This window comes from Streptomyces sp. NPDC058880 (assembly GCF_042742535.1).
Taxonomy (GTDB): domain Bacteria; phylum Actinomycetota; class Actinomycetes; order Streptomycetales; family Streptomycetaceae; genus Streptomyces.
This window is the reverse complement of record NZ_JBHYMC010000072.1, coordinates 11,620-37,404: the sequence shown is the minus strand read 5'-3', so window position 1 is coordinate 37,404 and position 25,785 is coordinate 11,620. Positions and strand designations below refer to the sequence as shown.

The 25,785-nt window shown below is 74.3% G+C and carries 21 protein-coding genes; 10 read left to right on the top strand and 11 right to left on the bottom strand.

Annotated elements, in window-relative coordinates; genetic code table 11:
• Positions 1–54: 54 nt before the first annotated feature.
• From ACFW2G_RS28835 to ACFW2G_RS28825, 3 genes are all read right to left on the bottom strand, one after another.
• Positions 55–429: an RNA polymerase-binding protein RbpA gene (locus tag ACFW2G_RS28835; protein WP_007262928.1), complete on the bottom strand. Its 375-nt coding sequence runs from the start codon at positions 427–429 to the stop codon at positions 55–57.
• Positions 430–742: 313 nt separating this feature from the next.
• Positions 743–2,146, bottom strand: a complete 1,404-nt coding sequence (locus ACFW2G_RS28830; RefSeq protein WP_384449386.1) for an MFS transporter — start codon at positions 2,144–2,146, stop codon at positions 743–745.
• 67 nt (positions 2,147–2,213) lie between these two features.
• The gene (locus tag ACFW2G_RS28825) at positions 2,214–2,984 is read right to left on the bottom strand and encodes a glycerophosphodiester phosphodiesterase family protein (RefSeq protein WP_037926327.1); all 771 of its coding nucleotides are present in this window, start codon (positions 2,982–2,984) and stop codon (positions 2,214–2,216) included.
• A 159-nt stretch (positions 2,985–3,143) separates the two neighbouring features.
• Between ACFW2G_RS28825 and ACFW2G_RS28820 the strand changes: the two genes are divergently transcribed.
• Entirely contained in the window at positions 3,144–4,646 is a 1,503-nt protein-coding gene (locus tag ACFW2G_RS28820; protein WP_037926330.1) for a PLP-dependent aminotransferase family protein, read from the top strand.
• A gap of 132 nt (positions 4,647–4,778) precedes the next feature.
• Here ACFW2G_RS28820 and ACFW2G_RS28815 read toward each other — a convergent pair whose 3' ends face one another.
• Together ACFW2G_RS28815 and ACFW2G_RS28810 are read right to left on the bottom strand one after the other, a co-directional pair.
• Positions 4,779–6,353: a hypothetical protein gene (locus tag ACFW2G_RS28815; protein ID WP_384582624.1), complete on the bottom strand. Its 1,575-nt coding sequence runs from the start codon at positions 6,351–6,353 to the stop codon at positions 4,779–4,781.
• A gap of 69 nt (positions 6,354–6,422) precedes the next feature.
• Complete coding sequence (locus ACFW2G_RS28810; RefSeq protein WP_030031218.1) at positions 6,423–6,617, bottom strand: hypothetical protein; 195 nt, start codon at positions 6,615–6,617, stop codon at positions 6,423–6,425.
• Between the two features lie 302 nt (positions 6,618–6,919).
• Here ACFW2G_RS28810 and ACFW2G_RS28805 point away from each other — a divergent pair, with 302 nt between their 5' ends.
• On the top strand, positions 6,920–7,336 hold the full coding sequence (locus ACFW2G_RS28805) for an ankyrin repeat domain-containing protein (protein WP_037926334.1): 417 nt from the start codon (positions 6,920–6,922) through the stop codon (positions 7,334–7,336).
• A gap of 321 nt (positions 7,337–7,657) precedes the next feature.
• Positions 7,658–9,055, top strand: a complete 1,398-nt coding sequence (locus tag ACFW2G_RS28800) for a HEAT repeat domain-containing protein (protein ID WP_384449397.1) — start codon at positions 7,658–7,660, stop codon at positions 9,053–9,055.
• A 147-nt stretch (positions 9,056–9,202) separates the two neighbouring features.
• Here the strand turns inward: ACFW2G_RS28800 and ACFW2G_RS28795 are convergent, their stop codons facing one another.
• From ACFW2G_RS28795 to ACFW2G_RS28775, 5 genes are all read right to left on the bottom strand, one after another.
• Complete coding sequence (locus ACFW2G_RS28795; RefSeq protein WP_384449400.1) at positions 9,203–9,832, bottom strand: hypothetical protein; 630 nt, start codon at positions 9,830–9,832, stop codon at positions 9,203–9,205.
• On the bottom strand, positions 9,829–10,404 hold the full coding sequence (locus tag ACFW2G_RS28790; protein WP_384449403.1) for an RNA polymerase sigma factor: 576 nt from the start codon (positions 10,402–10,404) through the stop codon (positions 9,829–9,831). Before ACFW2G_RS28790 ends, ACFW2G_RS28795 begins: the two co-directional genes overlap by 4 nt.
• Positions 10,405–10,477: 73 nt before the next feature.
• A complete protein-coding gene (locus ACFW2G_RS28785; protein WP_384449406.1) occupies positions 10,478–11,344 on the bottom strand; it encodes a biotin-dependent carboxyltransferase family protein in 867 nt (288 codons plus the stop codon).
• Positions 11,337–11,957, bottom strand: a complete 621-nt coding sequence (locus ACFW2G_RS28780) for an allophanate hydrolase subunit 1 (protein ID WP_037926346.1) — start codon at positions 11,955–11,957, stop codon at positions 11,337–11,339. Before ACFW2G_RS28780 ends, ACFW2G_RS28785 begins: the two co-directional genes overlap by 8 nt.
• Positions 11,954–12,721: a LamB/YcsF family protein gene (locus tag ACFW2G_RS28775; protein ID WP_384449451.1), complete on the bottom strand. Its 768-nt coding sequence runs from the start codon at positions 12,719–12,721 to the stop codon at positions 11,954–11,956. Before ACFW2G_RS28775 ends, ACFW2G_RS28780 begins: the two co-directional genes overlap by 4 nt.
• Positions 12,722–12,874: 153 nt before the next feature.
• Between ACFW2G_RS28775 and ACFW2G_RS28770 the strand changes: the two genes are divergently transcribed.
• From ACFW2G_RS28770 to ACFW2G_RS28760, 3 genes are all read left to right on the top strand, one after another.
• Positions 12,875–14,377 (top strand): hypothetical protein, encoded by a 1,503-nt coding sequence (locus ACFW2G_RS28770; RefSeq protein WP_384449410.1) that lies wholly within the window; start codon positions 12,875–12,877, stop codon positions 14,375–14,377.
• Positions 14,378–14,687: 310 nt separating this feature from the next.
• A complete protein-coding gene (locus ACFW2G_RS28765; RefSeq protein ID WP_384449413.1) occupies positions 14,688–15,590 on the top strand; it encodes a hypothetical protein in 903 nt (300 codons plus the stop codon).
• 53 nt (positions 15,591–15,643) lie between these two features.
• Positions 15,644–20,347 (top strand): hypothetical protein, encoded by a 4,704-nt coding sequence (locus ACFW2G_RS28760; RefSeq protein ID WP_384582620.1) that lies wholly within the window; start codon positions 15,644–15,646, stop codon positions 20,345–20,347.
• Between the two features lie 146 nt (positions 20,348–20,493).
• Here ACFW2G_RS28760 and ACFW2G_RS28755 read toward each other — a convergent pair whose 3' ends face one another.
• The gene (locus ACFW2G_RS28755) at positions 20,494–20,928 is read right to left on the bottom strand and encodes a hypothetical protein (RefSeq protein WP_052031174.1); all 435 of its coding nucleotides are present in this window, start codon (positions 20,926–20,928) and stop codon (positions 20,494–20,496) included.
• 394 nt (positions 20,929–21,322) lie between these two features.
• Between ACFW2G_RS28755 and ACFW2G_RS28750 the strand changes: the two genes are divergently transcribed.
• The 4 genes from ACFW2G_RS28750 to ACFW2G_RS28735 are packed head-to-tail and all read left to right on the top strand — an operon-like array spanning position 21,323 to position 25,625.
• Positions 21,323–24,127 carry a nitrate- and nitrite sensing domain-containing protein gene (locus ACFW2G_RS28750; protein WP_384582617.1) on the top strand — a complete coding sequence of 935 codons (2,805 nt, stop codon included), beginning with the start codon at positions 21,323–21,325 and terminating at the stop codon, positions 24,125–24,127.
• On the top strand, positions 24,124–24,561 hold the full coding sequence (locus ACFW2G_RS28745) for a roadblock/LC7 domain-containing protein (RefSeq protein WP_037926359.1): 438 nt from the start codon (positions 24,124–24,126) through the stop codon (positions 24,559–24,561). Before ACFW2G_RS28750 ends, ACFW2G_RS28745 begins: the two co-directional genes overlap by 4 nt.
• A gap of 55 nt (positions 24,562–24,616) precedes the next feature.
• A complete protein-coding gene (locus tag ACFW2G_RS28740) occupies positions 24,617–25,018 on the top strand; it encodes a DUF742 domain-containing protein (protein ID WP_037926590.1) in 402 nt (133 codons plus the stop codon).
• On the top strand, positions 24,999–25,625 hold the full coding sequence (locus ACFW2G_RS28735) for an ATP/GTP-binding protein (RefSeq protein ID WP_037926361.1): 627 nt from the start codon (positions 24,999–25,001) through the stop codon (positions 25,623–25,625). The genes ACFW2G_RS28740 and ACFW2G_RS28735 overlap by 20 nt, the downstream gene beginning before the upstream one ends.
• Positions 25,626–25,785 lie beyond the last annotated feature (160 nt).

Here is a 25,785-nt window from a genome sequence, read left to right as displayed (position 1 = left end):
GCCCCGCCACACACTGTGTGGCGGGGCCCCTCGGCTTGTGCGTTCGTCCGGCTGTCAGGCGGACTTGCGGCTGTCCCGCGGATGCACGGCAATGTTCATGGCGCCGGAGCGCAGGACCGCCAGCCGTTCGGCCAGCACTTCCTCCAGCTCCTCGCGAGTGCGTCGCTCCATGAGCATGTCCCAGTGCGTTCGCGCAGGCTTGCCCTTCTTCTCTTCGGGCCCGTCCCCGTCCACGAGGAGTGCCATGGCGCCGCACGCCTTGCACTCCCACTCCGGCGGAATCTCTGCCTCAACCGAGAACGGCATCTCAAATCGATGTCCGTTCTGGCATGCGTACTCCACCGCCTGGCGCGGGGCCAGATCGATGCCGCGGTCCGTCTCGTAGCTGGTAACCACGAGGCGCGTACCGCGGAGAGCTCGCTCACTCATGAATCGTGCCTCCCGGGCTTGTCGCCCACAGGACAGGTGTCGCTGTCGTCGTCATCCGGTCAACGTCCGGTCGGCGGTATAGATTCCCGCTCCGGGTCGTGCGTCGCCCGTCGTACCGCCCCTTGTTGTACCCACCAGTGCCCGTTTTGTCACATCTGGCAGCAGATGTCACCCAACGTCTAGACTTCTTTGGCGTGCAGTAACGGTCCGCCTGGCAGGCCAAAGGCGTACACTACCGCCCCTTCGCCGCAACGTCTAAATCCGTTCGGAATTCGTTCGTGAATCCGGATCGGGCGCGGGCGGGAACCCGGTCTCAGATCCGCTCCGGAACAGGATTGCCCGCCGCCTCCACCGCGCGGCGCACCGGCACTCGCGCCAGCAGCAGGAACCCCAGTGCGAAGAAGGCCACCAGCGAGATGATCGCGTCCCGGTAGCTGCCCGTCAGCTGGTACGTCAGACCGAAGACGAGCGGCCCCACCCAGCTCAGACCGCGGTCGCTCATTTCGTACGCCGAGAAGTACTCGGCCTCCTTGCCCGCGGGCACCAAGTGCGAGAACAGCGAGCGCGACAGCGCCTGGCTGCCGCCCAGCACCAGGCCGATCATGGCGGCGAGGGCGAAGAACCACACCGGCGTCCGGGCGGGCAGGAAGTAGCCGACCCCCAGCGTCACCGTCCACGCCACCAGCGAACCCAGGATCGTCCGCTTGGCGCCGTAGATCCGGGCCAGTCGGCCCATGGCCAGCGCGCCGCCGACCGCCAGGACCTGCACCAGCAGGACCGCCCCGATGAGGGTGCCCTGTTCCAGTTGCAGCTCCTCGGAGCCGTAGATGGAGGCCTGGGAGATCACCGTCTGCACGCCGTCGTTGTAGATCAGGTACGCCAGCAGGAACGACAGCGTCAGCGGATAGCGCCGCATGTCCTTGAACGTGGCCACCAGCTGCTTCCAGCCGCTGACGGCCGGTGCCGCTCCCGGCTCCCGGACCACGGCGCGGTCGCGCAGCCGACGCAGCGGGATCAGCGCGAAGGCACCCCACCACAGTCCCGCGGAGGCCAGGCAGATCCGGATGGCCATGCCCTCCGAGACACCGAAGGTGTCGTGGCCCAGATAGAGGGCCAGGTTCATGACGAGCATCACGGAGCCGGCGGTGTAGCCGAAGGCCCAGCCGCGCGAGGACACGGTGTCCCGCTCGTCCGGGGTGGAGATCTGCGGCAGGTAGGCGTTGTAGAGCACCATCGACACGGACAGCGACGCATTCGCCACGATCAGCAGGAAGCCGCCGAGCAGATACCGCTCGCCGCCCAGGAGGAACATCGCCGTCGTCGCCGCCGCCCCCGTGTACGCAGCCGTCGCCAGCAGCGGCTTCTTGCGGCCCGTCCGGTCCGCGACCGCGCCCGCGAGCGGCATCAGCAGGACGGCCAGGATCACCGACGCCGAGACCGCATAGGCGAAGAAGGATCCGGCCCGCACCGGTATGCCCAGCGGGTGCACGAAGCCCTCGGCGTCCGCGGCGGCCTTGGCCACCGAGGTGAGGTAGGGGCCGAGGAACACCGTCAGCACGCTCGCCGAGTACACCGATACGGCGAAGTCGTAGAAGTACCAGCCGTGCTGCTCGCGCTTGCGTGCCGCCGCTGCGGCGGCCGTCCCGGCCGTGGCGGCTCTGCCGTCCTCCGCCCCGGATTCCGCTTCCTCGGTCCTGCTGCCGTTGTCCGCGCTCACTCGGTGTCCCCCTCGGTGGTCCCGTACCGCGACGGCCGCCGGATCCGCCGCGGCGGCCGAGGGCGGGTCAGGCCCAGGCGCCGCGCCGGTCCAGCACCGTGCGCAACATGTCGATGTGGTCGGTCATGATGCCATCGACACCCAGGTCGAGGAGAGCCTCCATACGTTCCGGTTCGTTCACGGTCCACACGTGGACCTGCAGGCCCCGCTCGTGCGCGGTCCGGACGAAGCGCCGGTCCACCACCCGGATGCCCGCCTGGGTCTCCGGAACCTGGGCGGCCACCGCCCCGACGCGCAGCGCCGCCGGGATCGCGTACGAGCGCAGCCGCAGCCCGACCACCCCGCGCACGCCGTACGAGGTCGCCAGCCGCGGACCGGCGATCCTCTGGGCGCGGGCCACCCGGCTCTCCGAGAAGGAGCCCACGCAGACCCGGTCCCAGACCCCGGCGCGCGCGATCAGGTTGACCAGCGGGTGCAGTGCCGACTCGGCCTTGACGTCGATGTTCCAGCGCGCGTCCGGGAACTCCTCCAGCAGCTCCTCGAAGAGGGGCAGCGGCTCGGTGCCCCCCACCCGGGCCGTGCGCACCCGCTTCCAGGGCAGCTCGGCGATCCGGCCGCGGCCGTCGGTGACCCGGTCCAGCGTGGAGTCGTGGAAGGCGACGAGCTTGCCGTCGGCCGTGGCGTGCACATCGGTCTCGAAGTACCGGTAGCCCGCCCCGGCGGCCCGGCGGAACGCCGCGGCGGTGTTCTCCAGCCCGTCCGCGGCACCTCCCCGGTGTGCGAAGGGGATCGGAGCCGGGTGGTCCAGATACGGATGGCGAAGGCGTACGTGCGTCACGGCGGCAGTATCCCCCGCGGCGGCCGGGAGCGGTGGTACGCGTGGTGAACGGGACAGGGCCCTGGTGCAGGTGGACTGACTCGTGGCACGCTGTGCCCCGGAGAGCAATCCAATCCAGGCCTCTACCGAGGCCAATCGGACGAAAGTGGACCGCACGCCATGGCCGAATGGACCTCAGCGGTCGGTGCCGCCCAGCTGGCCCGCCTCATCACCTCCCAGCAGGAGCGGAACTCCGTGCCGGGCGCCCGCAAGCCGCCCGCCTACCGCACGCTCGCCGACGGGGTCCGGCTGCTCGTTCTGGAGGGCCGGGTCCCGGTCGCCGCCCGGCTCCCCGCCGAGCGCGAGCTCGCCGCCGCCCTCTCCCTCAGCCGTACCACCGTCGCCGCCGCGTACGAGGCGCTGCGCGGGGAGGGCTTCCTCGAATCCCGCCGCGGCGCGGGCAGCTGGACGTCCGTCCCCGCGGGCAATCCACTGCCCGCCCGGGGGCTCGAACCGCTGCCGCCCGAGTCCCTCGGCTCGATGATCGACCTCGGCTGTGCCGCCCTCCCCGCCCCCGAACCGTGGCTGACCCGGGCCGTCCAGGGCGCCCTGGAGGAGTTGCCCCCGTACGCGCACACGCACGGCGACTATCCGGCGGGCCTCCCGGCGCTGCGCCGGATGCTCGCCGACCGCTACACCGAGCAGGGCATCCCCACCATGCCCGAGCAGATCATGGTGACCACCGGGGCGATGGGGGCCATCGACGCCATCTGCAGCCTCTTCGCGGGCCGCGGCGAGCGGATCGCCGTCGAGTCGCCCTCCTACGCCAACATCCTCCAGCTGATGCGCGCCGCCGGGGCCCGGCTCGTACCGGTCGCCATGGGCGACGGGCTGACGGGCTGGGACATGGACGTCTGGCGCCAGGTCCTGCGCGACTCGGCGCCGCGCCTCGCCTACGTCGTGGCCGACTTCCACAACCCCACCGGAGCCCTGGCCTCCGAGGAGCAGCGCCGCGCGATGGTCGCGGCGGCCCGCTCCGCGGGAACCGTCCTCGTCGCCGACGAGACCATGCTCGAACTCCAGCTGGAGCCGGATCTGGAGATGCCCCGCCCGGTCTGCGCCTTCGACCCGGCCGGCAGCACCGTGATCACCGTGGGCTCCGCCAGCAAGGCCTTCTGGGCGGGCATGCGGATCGGCTGGGTCCGTGCGGCTCCCGACGTGGTCCGCAGCCTGGTCGCGGCCCGCGCCTACGCCGACCTGGGCACGCCGGTGCTGGAGCAGCTCGCGGTGAACTGGCTGATGCGGACCGGCGGCTGGCAGCAGGCGGTGGAGATCCGCCGGCAGCAGGCCAGGGAGAACCGCGACGCACTGGTCGCGGCGGTCCGGCGGGAGCTCCCGGGCTGGGAGTTCGAGGTCCCGGCCGGCGGCCTGACCCTGTGGGCCCGCGCCGGCGGCCTGTCCGGCTCCCGCCTGGCCGAGGTGGGTGAGCGGGTCGGGGTGCGGGTCCCCTCGGGCCCGCGGTTCGGTGTGGACGGCGCCTTCGAGGGCTACGTCCGCCTGCCCTTCACGGTCGGCGGGCCGGTGGCCGAGGAGGCCGCCGGCCGCCTGGCGGCGGCAGCGAGCCTGGTCGGCAACGGCGCGGGCGACAGCGGAGCCGAACCTCCGCGCACCTTCGTGGCGTAGCCCGGCGAGGGGCCGCGCGGTGGCCCCGTCACGGCATGGGCAGGAGCGCGTCCGGCGCCCGGTCCAGCCCCGCAGGCCGGGCGCCGGCGGTCCGGGGCCGCACCGCCGTCCCGCCCCGGACGGTGCCCCCGGTCACGGCCGTTCCGGCACGTCGAGGGCCGCCGCGCCCACGGCCTTGGCCAGGGCCGGCCCCGGCCCCGGCTGCCGCTCCGGCAGGAGTTCCAGCACGGCCTGCCGGTGCGCCGGATGCGCGGCCTCGTCGTAGGGGTCCGGGGTCGCCGGGACCTGGAGGCGGTGCACCGGACCCGTACCGAGCCGCGCGTACCCGCGCCCGGGCGGGACCAGGGTCGTGGGCGTGGTGTGCGGCGGCAGCCCCAGGACGTCGGAGATCTGCTGGATCGCGGCGGGCCCGAGCACGATCCGGGCACGCGTGTGCTGCCACACGGAGTCGTGGAGCAGCTCCAGGTGGTCGAACTGCTCGGCCACGACCACCGTGACGTGGGCGGGCCGCCCGTGCCGCAGCGGCACCTGGAGGTGCGTCATGGGGTCCGGCCCGCCCTCGGCCACCGCGAGGTGCGCGAGCACGCTCGGCTGGTCCAGCAGGATCCACAGCGGGCGCCGGGTGTCCTCCGGTGCCGGCCGTCCGGCCTCGCGGGCCCGGTGGATGGCGATGAGGCGGCGTTCGGTCTCCTGCGCGGCCCACTCCAGGGTGGCCACCGCGCCCACCGGTCCGCACTCCACGGCGAGGACGCCGCCGCGGCCGGACAGGCACGCGTACTCGCCGCTGCCGCCGCCGTCGACGACCAGGAGGTCGCCGCCGTGCCGCAGGGCCTGCACGGCGAGCGACCGGAGCAGGGTGGAGGTGCCGCTGCCGGGCTGGCCGACGGCGAGCAGGTGGGGTTCGGTGGAGCGAGGGCCGGTACGCCAGATGACCGGCGGCACGTCGCGGGGCTCGTCGCCGTCCACGACGGGCAGCGTCCGCTGCACGTTGCCGGCATCGGTGAAGCCGAGCACGCTCTCGCCGGGGGAGGTGACGAACGGCTGGGCGGCGATGCCCGTGGGCAGCGCGGCCAGCACGCTCACGTCGAGCTGATTGCCCTCCTCGTCCCAGTCGAAGAGGTACTCCCGTCCGCGCCCGGACTTGGCGTGCAGCAGCGCCTCGATCCTGGCCCGCGAGGCGGCCTCGCCGTCGGTGAAGTAGGCCGGGTAGCGGATGTGGAGCCGGGTCAGCCGACCTGCCTGGTCGAACTCGTAGCCGCTGAAGGCCTTGTCCCACTCCCCGCCGTGGGAGAAGAGAGGATTGGGGTCCTCCGGGATGGAGAAGTAGGGCACGAGGGCCTCGTAGAGGGAGCCGAGCCGTTCGGCCTCGGCATCGCTCGGCCCGGTCTTCACCGGGGTGCGGTCGCGCCCGTGCCAGGCCGCCGTCGCCATGAGGGTGATCAGGGCGAGGAGCGGGCCGTAGGGGACCAGTGCGACCACCAGGACGCAGGCCGCGCCGAGGAACAGCGCGGGACCGCGCTTGTCCTTCGGGGTCTCGGACCATCGGCGCCGTCCGGCCGCGGCCAGGACGCGCAGGCCGCGTCCGATGACGAGGAGGGGATGGAGGACGTCCGTGGCGCTGTCGGCGGCCGTGCGAGCGATGTCGCGGCCCCGGACCAGCGAAGCGGTGCCGCTGCTGAGAATGCGGGGGAGTGGGCGCCGGGCCACGGGCGTCTCCTGGAGTTCCGGTCGTGAGCGGTGTTACGGGTGGGGCTGGGGTGCCTGCTCGGGGGGCGGCTAGAGCTTGATCCCGCCGAGCAGGCTCGCAAGGCTCGCGGTGCTCGCCGTGATGCTGGGGGCGATGGCGGAGCCGGCGAGGAAGAAGCCGAAGAGCGAGCAGACGAAAGCGTGCGTCAGCTTCATCCCGTCCTTCTTGAAGAACAGGAAGCAGATGATGCCGAGCAGGACCACGCCTGAAATGGACAGGACCATGAGGAGTTCTCCTGGTTGGTGGGGACAGTCACCATCAGTTGTTCCAGGCTCACAGGAAGTATCAATGCGAAAAAAGGTGCATACGGGTGAATGAGGAGGTTTTTCACTTGACCGGCTCAGCCCGGCTGGCGCGTCCGCCGGACCGGGGTTCGGGGTGATCCACGCTGCGGACCGGCCCGGACCCGCGCAGGTCGGGGCGCTACTCTGACCGTTCACCCGTACGGACGCAGCGCCGTGCGCCCCCCTGCCCGCGAGGCCCGGGGAAGCTTCATGCCAGCAGCGAGTGAAAGGCGGTACGCGCGATGAGCGAGCACACCGAAGGCGCCTCCCCGGAGGGCCCCGACGAGGACGTCATCGAGCTGGCGACCAAGATCTTCGATCTCGCCCGCCAGGGTGAGAGCGCGCGGCTCGCCGCGTACCTCGACGCCGGGGTCCCGGCGAACCTCACCAACGACCGCGGCGACACCCTCGTCATGCTCGCGGCCTACCACGGCCACGCCGACACCGTCACGGCCCTGCTGGCCCGCGGCGCCGAGGCGGACCGGGCCAACGACCGCGGCCAGACCCCGCTCGCCGGCGCGGTCTTCAAGGGTGAGGAGTCGGTGATCCGCGCACTGCTCGCCGGCGGGGCCGACCCGAACGCGGGAACCCCCTCCGCGGTGGACACCGCGCGCATGTTCGCCAAGGCCGACCTGCTGGAACTCTTCGGAGCCGAGTAATCCGCTTTTTGCCTTGCCGCGGCCGGTGTGCAGCTCACAGGTTGGTCACAGCAGCCGTAAATGTGGTCGCGGTGCACAAACCGGCTGGGTCATCATGGCGTCGGATTCGATTCGCGGGCACGGGGGACGGGCAGACGGCCAGGACACGAAAGGTGTCCCGGCCCGGTCCGGCCACCCCTTGGTCACGAACCACCGACGAGAGTGAGAAGGCAATGGTCTACATCGAGCGGAACAAGACGGCGGACGTCCTCACATGCTGTTACGCGGCCCTGTGACTCCCGATTCCCGGTTGCGTCCCCAGCTTGATTTGAGGCCATTCCCATGTTCGAACCAGTCATAGCGCCGAGCGGTACCCTGCTCGGCCTCCTCCAGCGGGGCCGTGGCGACGGCACGCTGCACGCACTCGCGGCGCCCAGGGCGGAAGCCCTCCAGGCCCTCAACCAGTGCGTGCTCGGCGATCCGCGCCAGGACTGGCAGGTCGAGAACCGCTCGCTGTACTACGCCAGGCTCTACCTGGATCTCGACGGCCCCCTCGGCGAGATCGAGGGCCACCTCTTCAGCGCCGACGACCTCGTCGACGACACGGACCACCGCACGGGCCTCGCCCTGTCCGTCCTGGGCCACCTGGCCTCGTACGGCCGCGACGACGCACTGATGCTGCTGCGCCGCTACGCCGCGTCCGGGGCCAACTGGGCGTGGGCCCTCGACGAGCTCGCCCTGCGCGACGACGACGAAGGGCTGCGGTCCCTGGCCGCACCCGTCCTCGCCCGCTTCCCCGTCACGGCCGAGGGCGAGGCGCGGCTGGCCGCCGCCGTCCGTGACGCCTACGAGCCCCGGCCGTGGTGTCTGTGGGAGGAGTCCCCGCAGTACGGGGAGCGCTTGGGCGCGGCCCGCCGGCAGGGCTCCTTCGACCGCTGGCAGCGCCAGCTCACCCCGAACGGCCCCCAGCCGGGCTGGGGCGTTCAGGCCGTCTTCGACTGGGCCGCCGACGGCCTGCGCCGCGGCAACCCGCTGCACGTGCCCGCCGCCCGCTGCCTGGCCGCCGTGGCCCAGCCCGAGGACCGCTCCGCGATCCTCGCGGCCGCCGCCGGCGCCGACGGCGAGGCCGCCCGGGCCACCGCCCTGCACCACCTGGTCCTCGCCGAACCCGACAATCCGGCCGTACTGGACCTCATCGAAGCGGCGGCCGACGAGCCCGCCGTGGCCGCGTACGAGCGCATGTGCGGCCCCGCGGCCGTCGAACGGGCCCGGCGCTGGGTCCACCGGCCCGACGCCCTCGGCGAGGCCGCCGCGGCCCTCCTGGCCGCCCGGGGCGGCGCCGAGGACGCCCCCCTGGTCCTGAGCGCACTGCGCTCCACCGTCCGCGGCTCGGGCCCCGACACCCGGCGGCTGTTCGCCCTGGTGGACGGCGCGGGCCGGCTCGCCATCAACTGCGCCGCCCCCGTACTGCGCCACATCTACCGCGAGACGTCCTCGTCCCACCTGCGAGGCCGCGCCGCGCGGGCCCTCGCCAGCACCGACCCCTCCTTCGCGGCGGGCTTCGCCGTCGAGTGCCTCTGGGACTGCGAGGAGACCACCCGCGAGGTCGCCGCCCGCCACGCCGAGACCGCCGACGCCCGGGTGGCCCCCCGCCTGCGCCGCCTGGCGGCGGACCCGGCGGAGGAGGAGGACGTGCAGTCCGCCGTGCGCAGCCGCATCACCCCGGAGTCGGCCGTGTAGCGCCGCCGAGGATCACGACATCCCGCGCCCGGGCCCCGCGACGACGGAGCCCGGGCGCGTCGCGTTCCCGCCCGGGGACACGGTTTCGCCCCGGCCCCCGTGGTACGCGGTGGGGGCCGGGGCGAAAGCATGTGCGGCGCGTGGCGGTCAGTTCGCCGGCGGGGGAGCGTCCAGCGCGTAGTCGACGGCGCAGGACGGGACCTTGGCGGTCTCGATCACGCCGACGCCGACGGTGCGGCTCCGCCCCACCGGGTAGGAGTCCGCCCACTGGAAGGTGAGCGAGAATCCGGGCGGCACCGTCTTGTCGTCGACCTTGAACTCGAGGCCGTCAGCGGAACGCTGCAGCACCTCCGCGGCGGGGTCCGCCTGCGGCGCGCGGAAGCCCCCGCCGGGCTCGGAGCACTGCGACGGCGGCCGTATCGGGACCAGCACCGCCGGCACGCCCAGCTCCTTCAGCGCGTCCACCAGCGCCGGAACCTGACCGGGCTCCGGCATCCCGAACCGCAGTGCGCCGTCCGGGTCCTTCCTGATCCCGGGCGCATCCGTGGCGGACGGGTCGGGCCCTCCGGCGGCGGCGCCGACGGGCCGGGACCCGTCGCGGGTGCTTCCCGGCACCGCCATCACCGCGACGACCGCCACCGTCGCCGCGGCCACCGCGAGGGGGGCGCCGTAGCGGCGGGCGAAGGAGCGGGCCGGGGTCGGGAGCGGGGTCTGCGGGAAGCGGGCCACAAGGGCCGCCTTCAGGCGGTCCTCGAAGCCGCTGGGGCGGGTGGTCATCGGGCTGCCTCCAGTCGGTGTCGGGTGACGGAGCCCACGGCTCCGCGCAGGGCGCGCCGGGCGCGGTGCAGGCGGACGCGGACTGTCGCCCGGGTGATGCCGAGGGCCTGTGCGGCCTCGGCCGGGGTGAGCTCGTCCACCACCACGAGGTCGAGGACGGCACGCAGCGGCTCGGACAGGGAGGCGTGGCGCTCGGCCAGCTCCCGGCAGGCCCGCTCCGCGTCTATGCGCTCCTCCAGCGCGGCCACGTCCTCGTCGTCCAGCAGCCGGCGGCCGCTCAGGCGCGCCAGCGCGCCGCTCTCCCGGGCCTTCCCGCGGGCGTGCCCGGCCAGGACGTTGCGTGCGATGCCGAACAGCCAGGCGACCGGGGCTCCCTTGTGCCCCCGGTAGGTGCCGGCCGATCCCATCGCCGCGAGGAAGACGTCCGCCGTCAGATCGGCCGCCAGGTGCGGATCGGCGACCCGGCGGGTGACGAAGCCGAGAACGGCGTCGACGTGTTCCTCGTAGAACGCCCCGAATCCCTCGGCCGTCCTGAGATCCGGCGGGCCGGTCTCGTGTCGTGGGTTGCGCACCCGGTTCCTCCCCTGCACGAGGGACCCGGTCGGTCCCCTCACCTGGTACTTGGCCGCAGCCCCCGAAAGCGTTTCACCGGGCCCGCACGAACCTGACCGGGGTACCGGGCCGGGCCTGTGCGGCCGCGTCCAGGGCCGGACCCGGCGGGACCACGCCCACCACCGGGTAGCCCCCGGTCACCGGATGGTCGGCCAGGAACACCACCGGCAGGCCGTCCGGGGGCACCTGGACCGCGCCCAGCACCATGCCCTCGCTCGGCAGCTCCCCGGGCCGGGCGCGGACCAGCGCGGGGCCGCCCTCCGTGCGCAGCCCGATCCGGTTCGAACGCGGCGACACCCGCAGCGCCGAGCGCCACAGCCCGGCGAGGGACCCACCGGTGAACCAGTCCGCACGCGGCCCGAGCCGGAGCGGCAGCAGCAACTGCGACGGCGCCGCCGGCAGCCCGTACGCGTCCGCCGCGGGGACCGCTCCCGGCCCGGCCGGTCCCACCGGCAGCGCCATCCCGGCCGACAGGACCGGCGGCCCCAGGCCCGACAGCAGGTCCGTGGAGCGACTGCCGAGGACCGGCGGGACGGCCAAGCCTCCCCGCACCGCGACGTAGCCGCGCAGTCCCGACTCGGCCCGGCCCACCTCCAGCTCCGCCCCGGCCGGCAGCCCGACCGGTGCGCCCCAGGCCACCGGGCGCCCGGAGACCCGTACCGGACAGGGCGCACCCGTGACCGCCACGACCGTCGGGGTCAGGGCCCGCAGCGACACCCCGTCCAGGGTCGTCTCCAGCGCCGCCGCGCCCGGCGGGTTGCCGAGCAGCCGGTTCGCCAGCGCGTACGCCGCCGTGTCCAGTGCTCCCGACCGTGGGACCCCCAGGTGCGCGTATCCCGGGCGGCCCCGGTCCTGGACCGTCGTCAGCGCCCCCGGCCGCACCACCAGCAGTTCAGCCACGGCCGCCTGCCGTGAACCGCACCCGGACGCCCGGCGCGAACAGGGCCGCCGGTTCCCGCTCGGGGTCCCAGAGCACCGCGTCGGTGGAGCCGATCAGCTGCCAGCCGCCGGGGGAGGAGCGCGGGTACACCCCGGCGTACTCCCCGGCCAGCGCCAGCGAACCCGCCGGGACGGCCGTGCGCGGAGTGTCCCGGCGCGGCACGTGGAGGCGCTCCGGCAGCCCCGTCAGATAGCCGAAGCCCGGCGCGAACCCGCAGAAGGCCACCCGGAACGCGAGGGCGCCGACGATGCCCGGCACCTTCCCGGGGTCCACCCCCCACAGCCGGGCCACCTCGGGCAGGTCCGGCCCGTCGTAGCGCACCGGGACGGTGACCAGCGGGCCCTCTTCGCGGGTGAGCGGCGGCACGTCCCAGCGGGCGATGCGGGCCCCGAGCGCGGCGGGATCCCGCACGCCGTCGAGCAGTACCGTCCGGGCCGCGGGCACCAGGTCGCCCACGGTCCCCAGCTCGCCGGCGTCCCGGCGGCGCAGCAGCTCGGCGTGGAGCGCGGCGACCTCCTCGGCCGAACCCAGCTCGATCAGCAGCGCCTGCGCGCCCACCACCAGCGTCCTCACACGAACGCCTCCACCCTCACCCCTGCTGCGCCCAGCGCCTCCCGGATGCGCAGGGCGAGCCCCGCCGCTCCGGGGGTGTCGCCGTGCAGGCACAGGGAGCGCGCGGCCACGGGCATCACGGAGCCGTCGGCGGCCACGACCGTGCCCCGGGCCGCCATCCGCACGGCCCGGGCCACCACCGCGTCCGGGTCGTGCAGCACGGATCCGGGTTCGCCGCGCGGCACCAGTGCCCCGGCCGGAGTGTAGGCGCGGTCGGCGAACGCCTCCGGTACGGGAGCCAGCCCGGCCTCTTCGGCGGCGGCGAGGAGCATCGAGCCGGGCAGCCCGAGGACGGGCAGCCCACCGGTCGCTCCGGAGCCGGCCGCCAGCCGGACGCCCGCGACGACGGCGGCCGCCTGCCCGGCGTCGTGCACGGTCCGGTTGTGGAGAGCGCCGTGCGGTTTGACGTAGGACACCCGGGCTCCGGCCGCCCGCGCGAACACCTCCAGCGCGCCGATCTGGTAGGCGACCTCGTCGGCCAGTTCGCCGGGCGGCACGTCCATGGCGCGCCGGCCGAAGCCCGCCAGGTCGCGGTAGGAGACCTGCGCGCCGATCCGCACGCCCCGCTCGGCGGCCCGTTCGCAGACCCGGCGCATGATGGACGGGTCGCCGGCGTGGAAGCCGCAGGCGACGTTGGCGCTCGTGACGACGGACAGCAGGGCGTCGTCGTCGGTGAGCGTCCAGCGGCCGAATCCCTCGCCGAGATCGGCGTTGAGGTCGATCACCGGAGTGGATGCGATCATGGAATCCATGTGCTGAGCGTAGAGCAGGCGCACGGCGCTCCGGCGGGGGACGGACACCCGCCCCGGGTCGGGGTACTGATCGGGCCGAACCATGCCGTTTGGGATGTTGTCAGCAACAGGACCTAGTCTTTGTCCGTGACTCTCCCCGCCCCGGCGAAGACCCTTCCCTCCCCGGCGCCGGGCCCGGCCGCCGACGAGGGCCTGGCCCGGCGGCTGCGCGCGCTCGCCTGCACCGCCCCGCTCCACGACCTCGACGTACGCAAGGCCAATCTGGCGGGCGAGTACGGCATCTACGCGATGGCGGAGGTCGCGCTCGCCGCGATCGACCTGGTCACCCTCAACATGGACTTCGACACCGGCGCCGACCACGAGCAGATAGTGGCCAGGCTGCTGCCGCGCGTCGCGGCCCAGGCGCCGGCCCGCCCGACGGCCGAGCACGAGCGGGTGGCCCGCTGGGTGCTGGAGAACCTGATCAACGTCGGCAGTGTGGACCGGGGCTTCCGTGCGATCTACGGCACCTTCGGCCCCGACGGCGTCTACGTGCGCCGCGACTACGACTTCAAGCTGATCGAAGAGGTCCCCTACGGCGGCGCGGTCTACCTGCGCACCACCGACGAGGCCGTCAACGTCCTGGTCGGTGCCCTCGACACCGATGTCACCAGCGCCCAGATCGCCGCCGAGGTCAAGCTGGAGGTGCTGATCAGCCGCGGGCGGCTGGCGGATGCCCAACTGGCCGCCGAGCAGGCCCGCTACCGGACCGTGCAGTACGCCGAGACCCTGCGCCGGACCCTGGACGCGACCCGGCGCAACGTCCGGGCGGTGGACTGGCTCCAGGCCGTCCCGGACATGATCGCCGAGGCGCTGGAGCACGTCGCCGACCGCTACCGCCACGAGAACGCGATCCTCACGAACATCCGCAGGGCGCGCGACGAGGCCGAGGAGCCGGAGAACAAGCGCCGCGCGGCCGAGCTCGTCGACATCGTCAAGGACTGCATCCGCCGCCACACCCAGCTGCAGTCCCGGCTGCTGGACGCCGGCCCGCTGTTCCGCGCCGAGCAGGACCGCCAGGCCTTCGCCGCCCCGGCGGCGCGCACCGGCATCGACCTGTACGGGCAGCTCGTCGCCCCGCTCCTGCCGCTGCCCGTGGAGCAGGCGCGCCGGGTCACCGACGCCTTCTTCGCCGCCGGGGCGGGGCTGCGCACGCCCGTCTCGGTGCGGGTCGCCGACCTCGTCGAGATCCTGCTCACCCCGCCGGTGGAACGCGAACACCTCGGCGCGGAGATGCCCGAGCCGGACCTGATCGCCACCCCGGACGACAGCCGCTTCAGCGAGGAGCAGCTCGCCGCCGCGATGCGGCTCCTGGACCTGCCGCACGACGCCCCGCGCCGGCTGTCCGGACTCCTCGCGGAGGCCCGCCGCAGCGATACCGAACTGCCCTACCTGGTGGCCCTGCTGGCCGTGCACGCCGCGAGCCCGGCCGTGGGCACCGCCTACCGCCAGGGCGAGGAGCGGCTGCTCTTCGCCGTGGACGACGGCACCCAGCTCGACGACCCCGAGTTCGGCGGCGCCGACCTCATCGTCGGCACCGCTCTCCTCGACGCCGCCGGCATGGCCGCCGACCGTGCGGAGGCGTCGTGAGCCGCCCTGTCCCGGCGCCGGCCGGACGGGTGGCGGCAGTGGCCGCGCCCGCACCGGAGCCGGTCCCGCCGGGGCCCACACCCGTCCCGCCGGACCTGGCGGCGCGGGCGCCGAGGCGCAGCAGCCCCGGGAAACCCGGCCCCGCCCGGCACCGATTCCTGCCCGGCCCCGGCCCCGGCTGCCGCCGGGCGGTGTCCGCGGCCCACGCTCCGGCGGGGCCGAACGCGCCGGAGCCGCCCGCCGCGCACAGCGGACCCACCGACCGCCCCCGTACGCCCCGTACCACCCGCACCGCCGAGGAGACGCACCCGTGAGCGACCACCACGCCGAGCACCCCGCGTGGAGCGAGCCCGACACCTCGTCGGCTCCCGTCGCGCCCGCCGCCGGAGGGTCGGTGACCCCGGCGGACGCCGCCGACGCGGCCCGGCTCGTCGCCTTCGGGCTCCAGCCCAAGCTGGCCCCCGCCCGTGACGCCGAGTACGCCGAACTGCTCCGCCGCTACCGTGAGGAACCCGCCTTCGGCCGCCTCGCCGACGCCGTCGCGACCGGCCTCGGCCTCGTCGTGCTGGAGGTGTCCCCGCGCGCCGGAATGGCCGTGGCCGCCGACGAGGACTCCGTCTTCGCCGTCCGCATGGGCGACTACGCCCGCCGCACCGCGGCAGACTCCGCCGACCGGTTCCTGCACGGCCTCGCCCACCTCGCCGTCGCCGCCCTCGCCTTCCCGCGCCCCGAGGACCTCGCCGACGACGGATACATCGGCCGCGTCACCGTCAACGGCGTCGACGCCTTCGTCCGGCAGACCTGCCGCCGTCTGGAGGAGCGTGCCGAGGAGCTCGGTGAGAACACCGACCCGGCCTCCGACGCCCCGGGGCTGGAGGCCGCCTGGCGCGTCTACGCCCGCCGCAGCGCGACCGGTGCCACCAAGGACGCCCGCCGCCTCGCCGGGTCCACCACGGGCATCGTCGGCAAGGCCGCCGCCTTCCTCACCGACTCCGGCTTCCTCCAGCGCACCGGGGACGAGGCCGGCGGCACCTACCGCACCACCCCCCGCTACCAGCTCCAGGTCCGCGACATGGCGGGCAGCTCGGCCATGGCCGAGCTCCTGGAACTCGGCGTGGTCCCCGTCAGCGACGGCTCCGCCACCCTCCTGCCGGCGCCCGAGGGCGACGACCTGGAGCTGGCCGCCGACGCCGGGCTGCCCTTCCACGCCTGAGTCCCGACTTCCCCAGACCCTCCCTCACCCAGACACCACGAGAGTCCGCCGCCATGTACGAGCTGTCCCGGATCCGCCTCTACTCCATCGGGCCCGCCGGCGCACGCTACGCCGACACCGTGCTCGACCTGCGCGGAGTCGGCGAGCCGGTGCCCCACCCGGCGCCGACCCAGGCGGAGTTCTTCGAGGAGGAGCCCACCGGGCCGCCGCGCCGCCCCGCGCCCGCCGGAGTGCTCTTCCTGGAGAACGGCGGCGGCAAGTCCGTCCTCCTCAAGCTGATCTTCTCGGTGATGCTCCCGGGCCACCGCAACACCCTGGGCGGCGCCAGTTCCGGCGTGCTGCGCAAGTTCCTGCTCGCCGACGACTGCGGCCACGTGGCCCTGGAGTGGCAGCACACCCAGACCGGTGAATGCGTGGTCGTCGGCAAGGTCAGTGAATGGCGCGGCCGCCAGGTCTCGGGCGACCCCCGCAAGTTCGCCGAGGCCTGGTACTCCTTCCGCCCCGGCCCCGGCCTGAGCCTGGACAGCCTGCCCGTCGCCGAGTCCACCGCCGTGCGCCCGCCCGTCGAGGGGGCCTCCGGCGCGCAGGGGCGCCGCCGCACCATGAAGGGCTTCCGAGACGCCCTCACCGAGGCGGGCAAGGCCTACCCGCACCTGGAGGTCTGCTTCGAGGAGATCCACGACCGTTGGAACGAGCACCTCACCGAACTCGGCCTCGACCCCGAACTCTTCCGCTACCAGCGCGAGATGAACGCCGACGAAGGTGAGGCGGCCGGCCTCTTCGCGGTCAAGAAGGACTCCGACTTCACCGACCTGCTGCTGCGCGCCGTCACCGACACGCGCGACACGGACGGCCTCGCCGATCTCGTCCACGGCTTCGGCAACAAGCTCGGCCGGCGTGCCGAGCTCATGGCCGAACGCGACTTCACCGCCGGCTCGGTGGACCTGCTCACCAAGATCGTCGAAGCCGGCGCCACCCGCTCCCGACTGCGCGATGTCCACGCCGGCGCCGAGCGCCGCACGCGCACCCTCGCCCGCCGGCTGTCCGCCCGCGCCGCCGAGGAGCGCGGCCGGGCCGCCGACCTCGCCCAGCGCGTCACCGCCGCAGCCCACGACGTCACCGCAGCCGAGTCGGCCCGCGCCCGCAGCGCGGCCGTCTCCGCCGAACTCGCCTACCGGCACGCCTCCCTGGCCCTGACCGTCGCCGACAAGGCCGCCGCCGCGCAGCGCCGCGAACTCCTCGAAGCCCGCACCCTGTACTCCGCCTGGCAGGCCGCCGAGACCGTGCTGCGCCACCGCGCCGCCGCCGACCGCTCCGCCCGTGTCGCCGCCGCGATCCGGGAGGCGGAGCGGGACGCGGCCCCGGCACTGGCCGCACGTGCCACGGCCGCGGGTGAGCTCGTACGGGCCCTGCACAGCGCCGCGGAGGAGGGCGAGCGGCTCGCCAACGAAGAGGAGGAGCGTTCCGCCGCCCTCCAGGCCACCGGTGAGGCCTCCCACCGCGACGCCACCGCCGCCGCCACGGCCGCCCAGCGGGCCCGGAGCGAGGCCGAGCACCTCCGGGCCAGGCTCAGCGAGGTGCAGCAGGAGACCGCCGAAGCCGTCCGGGCCGGCTGGCTCGACGACTCCGCCCCCGACGCCGACCCGGCCCGCGCCGCCCTGGCCGCCGCCGACGCCGAGAAGGCCGCCGTGGCCGCCTGGGACGAGTCGCGCGAGGCGGCCCGGGCCGCTGCCGAAGCCGCCCGTGAGGCCGCGGCCGCGGAATCTCGGGCCGAGCTGACCGCCGCCCGGGCCGCGGACGCCGCCGAGGCAGCCGAGGCCGCCCACGACGCAGAGCACCGCGCCGCCGCCTCCCTCGCCGCATCGCCCCGCCTCGCGGAGCTCCTCGGACTGCCCTCGGACGTGGGCGCCCCGGACGTTCCGTTCCCCTCTCCCCGCACCGGCGACGACCCCTCGGGCCGGTCCGCCGCGGGCCCCGGCGAAGCCCGGCGCACCGGCCGCGCGGCGCCGGTCACCGCCGCGGACCTGCTCACCGCCGAGGACCTCGACCGGGGCGCCGACGCCCTGCGCGAACTCCTGGCCGACAGTGTCGCCTCCGCCGAGCGCCAGCTGTTCGAGCTGCGCACCGCGGCCGCCGACGACGCCCGCATCCTCGGGGCGCTCGGCGACGGGGGGCTGCTGCCGCCCGGCCCGGACGTCCTCGCCACCGTCGAGTACCTCGGCGAGCACGGCATCCCCGCACTTCCCGGCTGGCGCTACCTCGCCCAGGCCGTGGACCCCGCCGACCACGCGGCCGTCCTCGCGGCCCGTCCGGAGCTCGTCGACGGTGTCGTCATCACCGACCCCGACACCCATGGCCGGGCCCGCGAGGTCCTCTCCGGCGCCGCCCTGCTGCCCCGTTCCACCGTGGCCGTCGGCACGGCCGCGGCCCTGCTCGCCCCCGTGCCCCAGGCCGGCCCGGACGACGCCGTCTCCGGCATCTTCATCGTCACGCCGAACCCGGCCATGCACGACGAGAACGCCGCCGACGAGGAGCGCCAAGCCCTGCGCACCCGAGCCGGTGCCCGCGACACCGAGATCCGCGACCTCGCCGCCCGCCTCGCCGGTGACCGCGAGCTGTCCGCCCGGCTCGCCTCCTGGCGCGCCGGCTGCCCGGCCGGCCGCCTCACCGAGCTCGCCGAACAGGCCGCCGCCGCCCGCATGTTCGCCGAGGAGACCGACAGCGAGCTCGCGGAGGCCCGTACGGTGCGCGCCGAGGCCGACGAGGCCGCCGCCGACGCGGCCCGCGTCCGGGAGGAGCGCCAGGACACCGCCCAGCGCGCCCGCCGCGCCGCCGACGCCCTCGCGGGCCTCGCCTTCCGCCTGCGCGAGCGCGCGGGCTGGCAGGCCCGCGTGCGCGAACTCGCCGACGAGGCCGCCGAGTCCGAGGCCCGTGCCGAGGCCTGCCTGGACCGGGCCCGCGCCGCCGACGAGGACCGCCGCGCGGCGCAGCGCGCCGCCGACGACGCCCGCCGCACGGCCCGGGCCCTACGCGCCGAGCGCGCCGAGATCGCCGGCGCCCCCGACCGGCTGCCGGAGGCCGACGACGGCCCGCGCGCCCCGCTGCCCGACCTGCGCGAGGCCTACCGCGCCGCGTCCCGGCTCTACGAGAAGGTCGGCGTCGGCGCCGACCTGCGCGCCGAACAGGCCCGCGCCGAGAGCGACGAGAGCGCCGCCCTCGCCGAACTCGACCGCCTCACCAACAAGGTCCGCACCCGTGCCGCCCAGCTCCTGGAGGGCACCGACGGCGCCGACGGCCCGTCCCGCCAGGCCGCGGCCGCCCGCGCCGAGTCGCTCGTACAGATGTTGGAGACCCGGGCGTCGGCCGCCAGCGAGCAGCTCGGCCGGCTGCGCGGCGAGGCCGAACGGCACGCTCCCGCCGAAGGCGAGGCGCACACCGACCTGCCCGAGGAACTGGTCCCCGGGGACGTCGACCAGGCGCAGGCCCTGCTGCGCACGGCCACCGCCCAGCTCGCCGCCCACTCCGCGGCCGTCGAGGGAGCCCGCGCCGCCCACGCCGACCTGCTGCGCGCCCACCGCACCGCCGAGGACGGCGCCGGTGGCTTCGACGAGACCGCGGCCCTGCTGCGGGACCTGCTGCGCGACCACACCCACCAGGACGACGAGCAGGAACCGGTGGCCCACCCCGGCACACTGGAGGAGGCCCGCCAGTCGGCCACCGAGGCCCGCCGCTCCCTACGGGGCTGCGCGGCCGACCTGTCGGCGGCCGAGTCCGCGGTGCGCGAGGCGAGCGACATCCTGGTCCGGCACGCCAACGCCACCCGCTACGAGCAGGTACGCACCCCTGCGCGCCAGCAGATCCGCGAACTGCCCGCCTCCGCCCTGCCCGAGCACGCGGCGGCCTGGGCGGCGGCCTTCGCCCCCCGGCTGCGCGTCCTCACCGACGAGCTGGCGCAGCTGGAGCGCAACCGTGACAGCATCGTCGACCGGCTGCGCGGCCTGGTCGAATCCGCCCTGGCCACCCTCCGGTCCGCGCAGCGGCTCTCCCAGCTCCCCGAAGGCCTCGGGGAATGGTCCGGACAGGAGTTCCTGCGGATCCGCTTCGAGGAGCCCGACCAGGCCACCCTCACGGAGCGGCTCGGCGAGGTCATCGACGAGGCGACCCGCACGGCCGTGAAGAAGAACAGCAGTGCCTCCTTCGGCGAGGGCCGCCGCGACGGCATGTCCCTGCTGCTGAGGGGTGTGCAGGCGGCCCTCGAACCCAAGGGCATCTGTGTGGAGATCCTCAAGCCGGACGCGGTGCTGCGCGCCGAGCGGGTGCCGGTGGGGCAGATGGGCGACGTGTTCTCCGGCGGGCAGCTGCTGACCGCCGCGATCGCCCTGTACTGCACGATGGCGGCCCTGCGCAGCAACGACCGGGGCCGCGACAAGCACCGGCACGCGGGCACGCTGTTCCTCGACAACCCGATCGGGCGTGCCAACGCCACCTACCTGCTGGAGCTCCAGCGGGCCGTGTCCGACGCGCTCGGCGTGCAGCTGCTCTACACCACCGGACTGTTCGACACGACCGCCCTGGCCGAGTTCCCGCTGGTGATCCGCCTGCGCAATGACGCGGACCTGCGGGCGGGCCTGAAGTACATCAGTGTCGAGGAGCACCTGCGCCCGGGCCTGCCGCAGCAGTCCCCGGAGGGGGAGACCATCCACGGCGAGATCACGGCCACCCGCATGTTCCGCCGCGGCGCCGCGCAGACCGCCTGACGCGGTACCCGGTCGATACGGCCCCCGGTCGATACGGCCCCGGTCGATGCGGTGCCCGCCGCGTCGACCGGGGGCCGTGCGCGCCCGTGGGGCCGTTCCGGGGCGGCGCCGGAGCCCGGGGGCCGGGGTCGGGCCTCCCCGTCCGCTCAGTTCCGGCCGAAGCCCGCCAGAGGCCCGTCCTCACGGGCCGTTCGGGCCGGGCCGGCCAGCTTGCGCGCCGCCCGAGCGGCCCTGGCCGCCCGGCGGGCCTCGCGTCGGCGCAGCCGCGCCGTGCTGCTCGGCTGGGACACCACCCCGTACCGCTGGTTCCACGTCTGCCGGGTGATCCACACGTCGAGCACGGCCCAGGTGGCCAGGACGGTCGCGGCGACCGCCCCGAGGACCATCGGGAAGGCCAGCCAGGAGCCGGACAGGCTCAGGAAGAACGTGATCGTCGCCTGGGTCAGGGTCACCGCCACGACCAGCACCGCCCGCACCGCCGAGTCCCGTACCGGGTCCGGCATCCGCCACCGGCGTGCCGGTTCCTCCACCCACAGGCCGCGCCGCGCCGTTCCGGTGCCGCCGCCCTCGTTGCTGCTCATGGTCCGCACACTCCCCACCGCGGTCCGCCCCGCCTACCCCACACGTCTACCCCGACGCGCCCCACCTACAGACAGACGTACGACGGCACCGGGAGATTCCCGAATGCCTCCCGAACGCCGGATGCCTCCTCAGGTGGCAAAGGTCGCGGAACAAACAATTCCAGCCATCCATCAGGGTGCGGGAACTGACACCCCACCAAGTGCCATCTGCCACATATCGGGCTGCACTTGACCGGAAGTATCGGACAACTGGTGATCTACGCATGGGGGTCAGGCCGAAAACGTCCGGACACGCCTTCGAACCTCCTCCCCAGCAGTAGTAGGCTCACGCCGTTTAAATGACGGAACACCGACCCCCGGCAACGGGGTTGACCTGGGGGAGGCTGGGGAGGCCATGCGCTTTCGCGGGAAATCCATCCGCCGGAAGATCGTGGCGTTGCTCCTTGTGCCGCTCGTCTCCCTCACCGCCCTCTGGGGCTTCGCCACCGTCATCACGGGCCGTCAGGCGATCCAGCTCTTCGACGTGGCCTACGTCATCGACAAGGTCGGCTACCCGATCGAGGACATCGCCCGCATCATCCAGAAGGAGCGGCGTCAAACCCTTGTCGTCCTCGGGGACCCCCGGGCCGCCACCGCCACCGCCGAACTCGCCAAGCGCCGCACCGAGACCGACGCGGCCGTCGAGAAGATCGGCGTCAGCGCCCGCGACCCCAAGGTCGTCGACGAGCTCAGTCCGCAGAGCGCCCAGCGCCTGCGCTCGATCGTCACCGCCTTCCACGGCATCGGCTCCATCCGCCGCTCCGTCGACCAGAACGCCCTCGATCCCGGCCAGGCCCTGGACCTCTACAACCGGCTGGTCGACCCCTGCTACGACTTCCTCATGAACCTGCACGGCCTGGACAACGTCGAGGTCGACAAGGAGGGCCGCGCCCTCGTCGGCATCAGCCGCGCCCGCGAGCTGCTCTCCCGAGAGGACGCAGTCGTCGCCTCCGCCCTCGCCGCGCGCAACATCACCGTGGGCGACGTCCGCCGCGTCTCCGACTTCGCCGCCAACCGCAGGCTGCTCTACGAGTTCAACCTCGTGACCCTCCCGGCCGGCGACCGGGAGATCTTCGAGCAGTACTGGAAGGACCCCCAGACCCAGCCGCTGCGCGAAGCCGAGGAGCGCTTCATCACCGGCGGCGCCGTGAACAAGCCGCGCAACCTCTCCGCCGCCCAGTGGGACGAGGCCTCCTCCAAGGTCCTCGACGACCTCGCGGCCATGAACACCGAAGCGGGCAACCGCTACCAGCAGCGCATCGAGCCCGTGGCCACCGACGTCATGATCCAGGCGGCTGCTGCCGGCCTCCTCGGCTTCCTCGCCCTGACCGTGTCCCTCGTCCTCTCCGTGCGCATCGGTCGCGACCTGGTCCGCGACCTGTCCCGGCTGCGCAAGGAGGCCCACGAGGCCTCCGGCGTCCGCCTGCCCAGCGTCATGCGCCGCCTCGCGGCCGGCGAACACGTGGACGTCGAGACCGAGGCACCCCACCTCGAATACGAGAAGGACGAGGTCGGCCAGGTGGGCCAGGCCCTCAACACCCTCCAGCGGGCCGCCGTCGAGGCCGCCGTCAAGCAGGCCGACCTGCGGCGCGGCGTCTCCGAGGTGTTCGTCAACCTCGCCCGGCGCAACCAGGTGCTGCTGCACCGCCAGCTGACCCTCCTCGACACGATGGAGCGCCGCACCGAGGACACCGAGGAGCTCGCCGACCTGTTCCGCCTCGACCACATGACCACCCGCATGCGCCGCCACGCCGAGGGCCTGGTGATCCTCTCCGGAGCCGCCCCCTCCCGGCAGTGGCGCAAGCCCGTCCAGCTCATGGACGTCGTACGGGCGGCCGTCGCCGAGGTCGAGGACTACGAGCGAATAGAGGTGCGTCGCCTCACCCGTCTCGGCATCGTCGGCCCGGCCGTCGCCGACGTCACCCACCTCGTCGCCGAACTCCTGGAGAACGCCACGGTGTTCTCCCCGCCGCACACCGCCGTCCAGGTGCACGGCGAGCGCGTGGCCAACGGCTTCACCCTGGAGATCCACGACCGGGGCCTCGGTATGACCCCGGAGGCACTGCTCGACGCGAACCTCCGGCTCGCCGAGACCCCCGAGTTCGAACTCTCCGACACCGACCGGCTCGGCCTGTTCGTGGTCAGCCGCCTCGCGCAGCGCCACAGCGTCAAGGTGGTCCTCCAGCCCAGCCCGTACGGGGGCACCACCGCGGTGGTCTTCCTCCCGTCGGCCCTGCTGACCGACGCCCCCGAGACCAGTGGCAGCGGTGTGCGCCTCGACGGCCCGCGGCCCGGCAAGGCCGGCAGCAGGGCCGCGAAGGCCGGCCAGATCGGCAGGACGCACTCCGACCGGCCGCTGACCTCCTCCGGCATGGAGCGCGGGCCCGCCGGTCGCCCGCTGTCCAGCGGCGAACTGCGCGGCCCGGTCGAGCTGGAAGCCCCCCTCGTCGGCCCCGGCCTGGACGCCCTCGACGACCCGGCCGCGCTGGACGACGACCCGGCAGCCGTCAACGGCCGCCCCGGCAGCAGCCGCCCGGCCATGACCACCCTCGACGACGAGACCCCGCCGAACGGCACCCCGCGCAGCGCCCTGCTCGGCCTGCGCCCGGCGGACCGCCCGCACGCCGACCGGCACACCGAGCGCAACGGCGCCCGGAGCGGCGACCGCAAGCGCGAGCCGCTCGCCCCCACCGGACCGGTCCGGCTGGACACCCAGCGTCTGGAGGTGTCCCGCCCCGACGGAGCCCGCGTGCAGGGTGCCGTACCGCTGCCGCGCCGCCGTCCCGCTCCGACCCTGGTCGCCGAGCACGGCCGCCGGGTGGAGCCCCGCCCGGTCTCGGTGGTCCCGCAGCAGGCCTCCACGGCAGCGTCGGGGGACACGGAACCCGGCGCCGGACCGGACACCGGCGGACTGCCCCGCCGGATCCGCCAGGCCAGCCTGGCACCACAGCTCAGGAACGCCGCGTCGTCCGCGCCCGCAGAAGCCGCCCCCGACCAGGTGGCAGACCGCGACGCGGAGGACGTACGCACGCGCATGTCCGCACTCCAGCGTGGCTGGACGGCGGGCCGCAACCGGCACGCACAGCAGCAGTCCGAGACCGGGGCGGGCACATCCCCCGCCGACGGTCCCGCGAACGAGAACGAAGGGGACGGTCGATGACCGCACCGCAGACCGGCAACGACAGCAGGGGCCGCGGCTCCGGCCCGCTCAACTGGCTCCTCGACGAGCTCGTCGACCGGGTCGGATCCATCCGCAAGGCCGTGGTCCTCTCCGGCGACGGCCTGCCCACGGGCAGTTCCAAGGACCTGACCCGTGAGGACAGCGAGCACCTGGCGGCGGTCGCGTCCGGGTTCCACAGCCTGGCCAAGGGCGTCGGCCGGCACTTCGACTCCGGCCAGGTCCGCCAGACCGTGGTCGAGCTCGACGAGGCCTTCCTCTTCGTCATGGCCGCGGGTGACGGCAGCTGCCTGGCCGTGCTGGCCGACGCCGACTCCGACGTCGGGCAGGTCGCGTACGAGATGACGCTGATGGTCAAGCGGGTGGGCGACCACCTGGCGACCGCCCCACGTACCGGGCTGCCAGCCGGAGGGTGAGTCGGACGGCATGAGTGACCCAGGCCAGGACCATCTCGCCGACGCACCCGCCGGCATGCCCTTCGACCCGTCCGCCCCGGACCACGGGCACTGGTTCGACGACGACGCGGGTCCCGTCGTACGCCCCTACGCCATGACCCGCGGGCGGACCAGCCACGCTGGCCAGCACCGCCTCGACCTGATCGCCCTGGTCGTCGCCGAACCGGCGGCCGACGATCCGGTCTGGGACATGACCCTCTCCCCGGAACACGCCCACATCCTCGGGCTGTGCCGGGAACGACCCCAGTCGGTCGCCGAACTCGCGGCCGACCTCGACCTCGCGGTCGGGGTCGTCCGCGTCCTGATCGGCGACCTCGTCGATCAGGAACTGGTCCACGTGACCAGGCCGGTACCCCCGGCAGAACTGCCCGATGAATCCATTCTGCGTGAGGTGATCGATGGCCTTCGGGCGCTTTAGCCGCACCGGTGCCATGCACGCGGTGTCGCCGGTCGAGCCGCTGACCTTGAAGATCCTGGTCGCCGGAGGCTTCGGGGTGGGCAAGACCACCCTGGTCAGCTCGGTCAGCGAGATCAGACCGCTCAGGACCGAGGAACGGCTCTCGGAGCCCGGCACCGGTGTCGACGACACCGGGGGAGTGGAGGGCAAGAGCACCACGACCGTGGCCATGGACTTCGGGCGCATCACGCTCCGCGAGGACCTGGTCCTGTACCTGTTCGGCACACCCGGACAGGACCGCTTCTGGTTCCTGTGGGACGAGTTGGCCCAGGGTTCCCTCGGGGCCGTCGTCCTCGCGGACACCCGCCGGCTCGCCGACTGCTTCGCGGCCATCGACTACTTCGAGCGGCGCGCGATCCCGTTCGTGGTCGCGGTCAACTGCTTCGACGGAGCCGACCGCCACCCCGTGGTGACCGTCCGCACGGCACTCGACCTCGACCCCGGGGTACCGGTGCTGCTGTGCGACGCACGGGACCGCGAGTCCGTCAAGGACGTGCTGGTGGGGGTCGTGGAACACGCGATGTCCCTGGCCCGTGAGCGGCGCCGGAGCCTGTCCGCGGGGGCCTGACCGCAGCCTCCGTCCCGGCGGCCCGCCCGGTGCGTCCGGGGTGCGTCGGCATGGGCGCGGCCCGTACCCCCGCCGACTGGGGTACGGGCCGCAGCTCTCACGGGGGGTTCGCGGTCCCGGTCGCGACGCGAGACCGTGGAGCGAGTGTGAACCTGCCGTC

Coding starts and splice junctions, on each gene's coding strand:
- ACFW2G_RS28750 (WP_384582617.1), top strand. CDS start 21,323: ATGCGCTTTCGCGGGAAATCCATCCGCCGGAAGATCGTGGCGTTGCTC.
- ACFW2G_RS28820 (WP_037926330.1), top strand. CDS start 3,144: ATGGCCGAATGGACCTCAGCGGTCGGTGCCGCCCAGCTGGCCCGCCTC.
- ACFW2G_RS28795 (WP_384449400.1), bottom strand. CDS start 9,832: ATGACCACCCGCCCCAGCGGCTTCGAGGACCGCCTGAAGGCGGCCCTT.
- ACFW2G_RS28835 (WP_007262928.1), bottom strand. CDS start 429: ATGAGTGAGCGAGCTCTCCGCGGTACGCGCCTCGTGGTTACCAGCTAC.
- ACFW2G_RS28745 (WP_037926359.1), top strand. CDS start 24,124: ATGACCGCACCGCAGACCGGCAACGACAGCAGGGGCCGCGGCTCCGGC.
- ACFW2G_RS28800 (WP_384449397.1), top strand. CDS start 7,658: ATGTTCGAACCAGTCATAGCGCCGAGCGGTACCCTGCTCGGCCTCCTC.
- ACFW2G_RS28810 (WP_030031218.1), bottom strand. CDS start 6,617: ATGGTCCTGTCCATTTCAGGCGTGGTCCTGCTCGGCATCATCTGCTTC.
- ACFW2G_RS28760 (WP_384582620.1), top strand. CDS start 15,644: ATGTACGAGCTGTCCCGGATCCGCCTCTACTCCATCGGGCCCGCCGGC.
- ACFW2G_RS28735 (WP_037926361.1), top strand. CDS start 24,999: ATGGCCTTCGGGCGCTTTAGCCGCACCGGTGCCATGCACGCGGTGTCG.
- ACFW2G_RS28740 (WP_037926590.1), top strand. CDS start 24,617: ATGCCCTTCGACCCGTCCGCCCCGGACCACGGGCACTGGTTCGACGAC.
- ACFW2G_RS28755 (WP_052031174.1), bottom strand. CDS start 20,928: ATGAGCAGCAACGAGGGCGGCGGCACCGGAACGGCGCGGCGCGGCCTG.
- ACFW2G_RS28805 (WP_037926334.1), top strand. CDS start 6,920: ATGAGCGAGCACACCGAAGGCGCCTCCCCGGAGGGCCCCGACGAGGAC.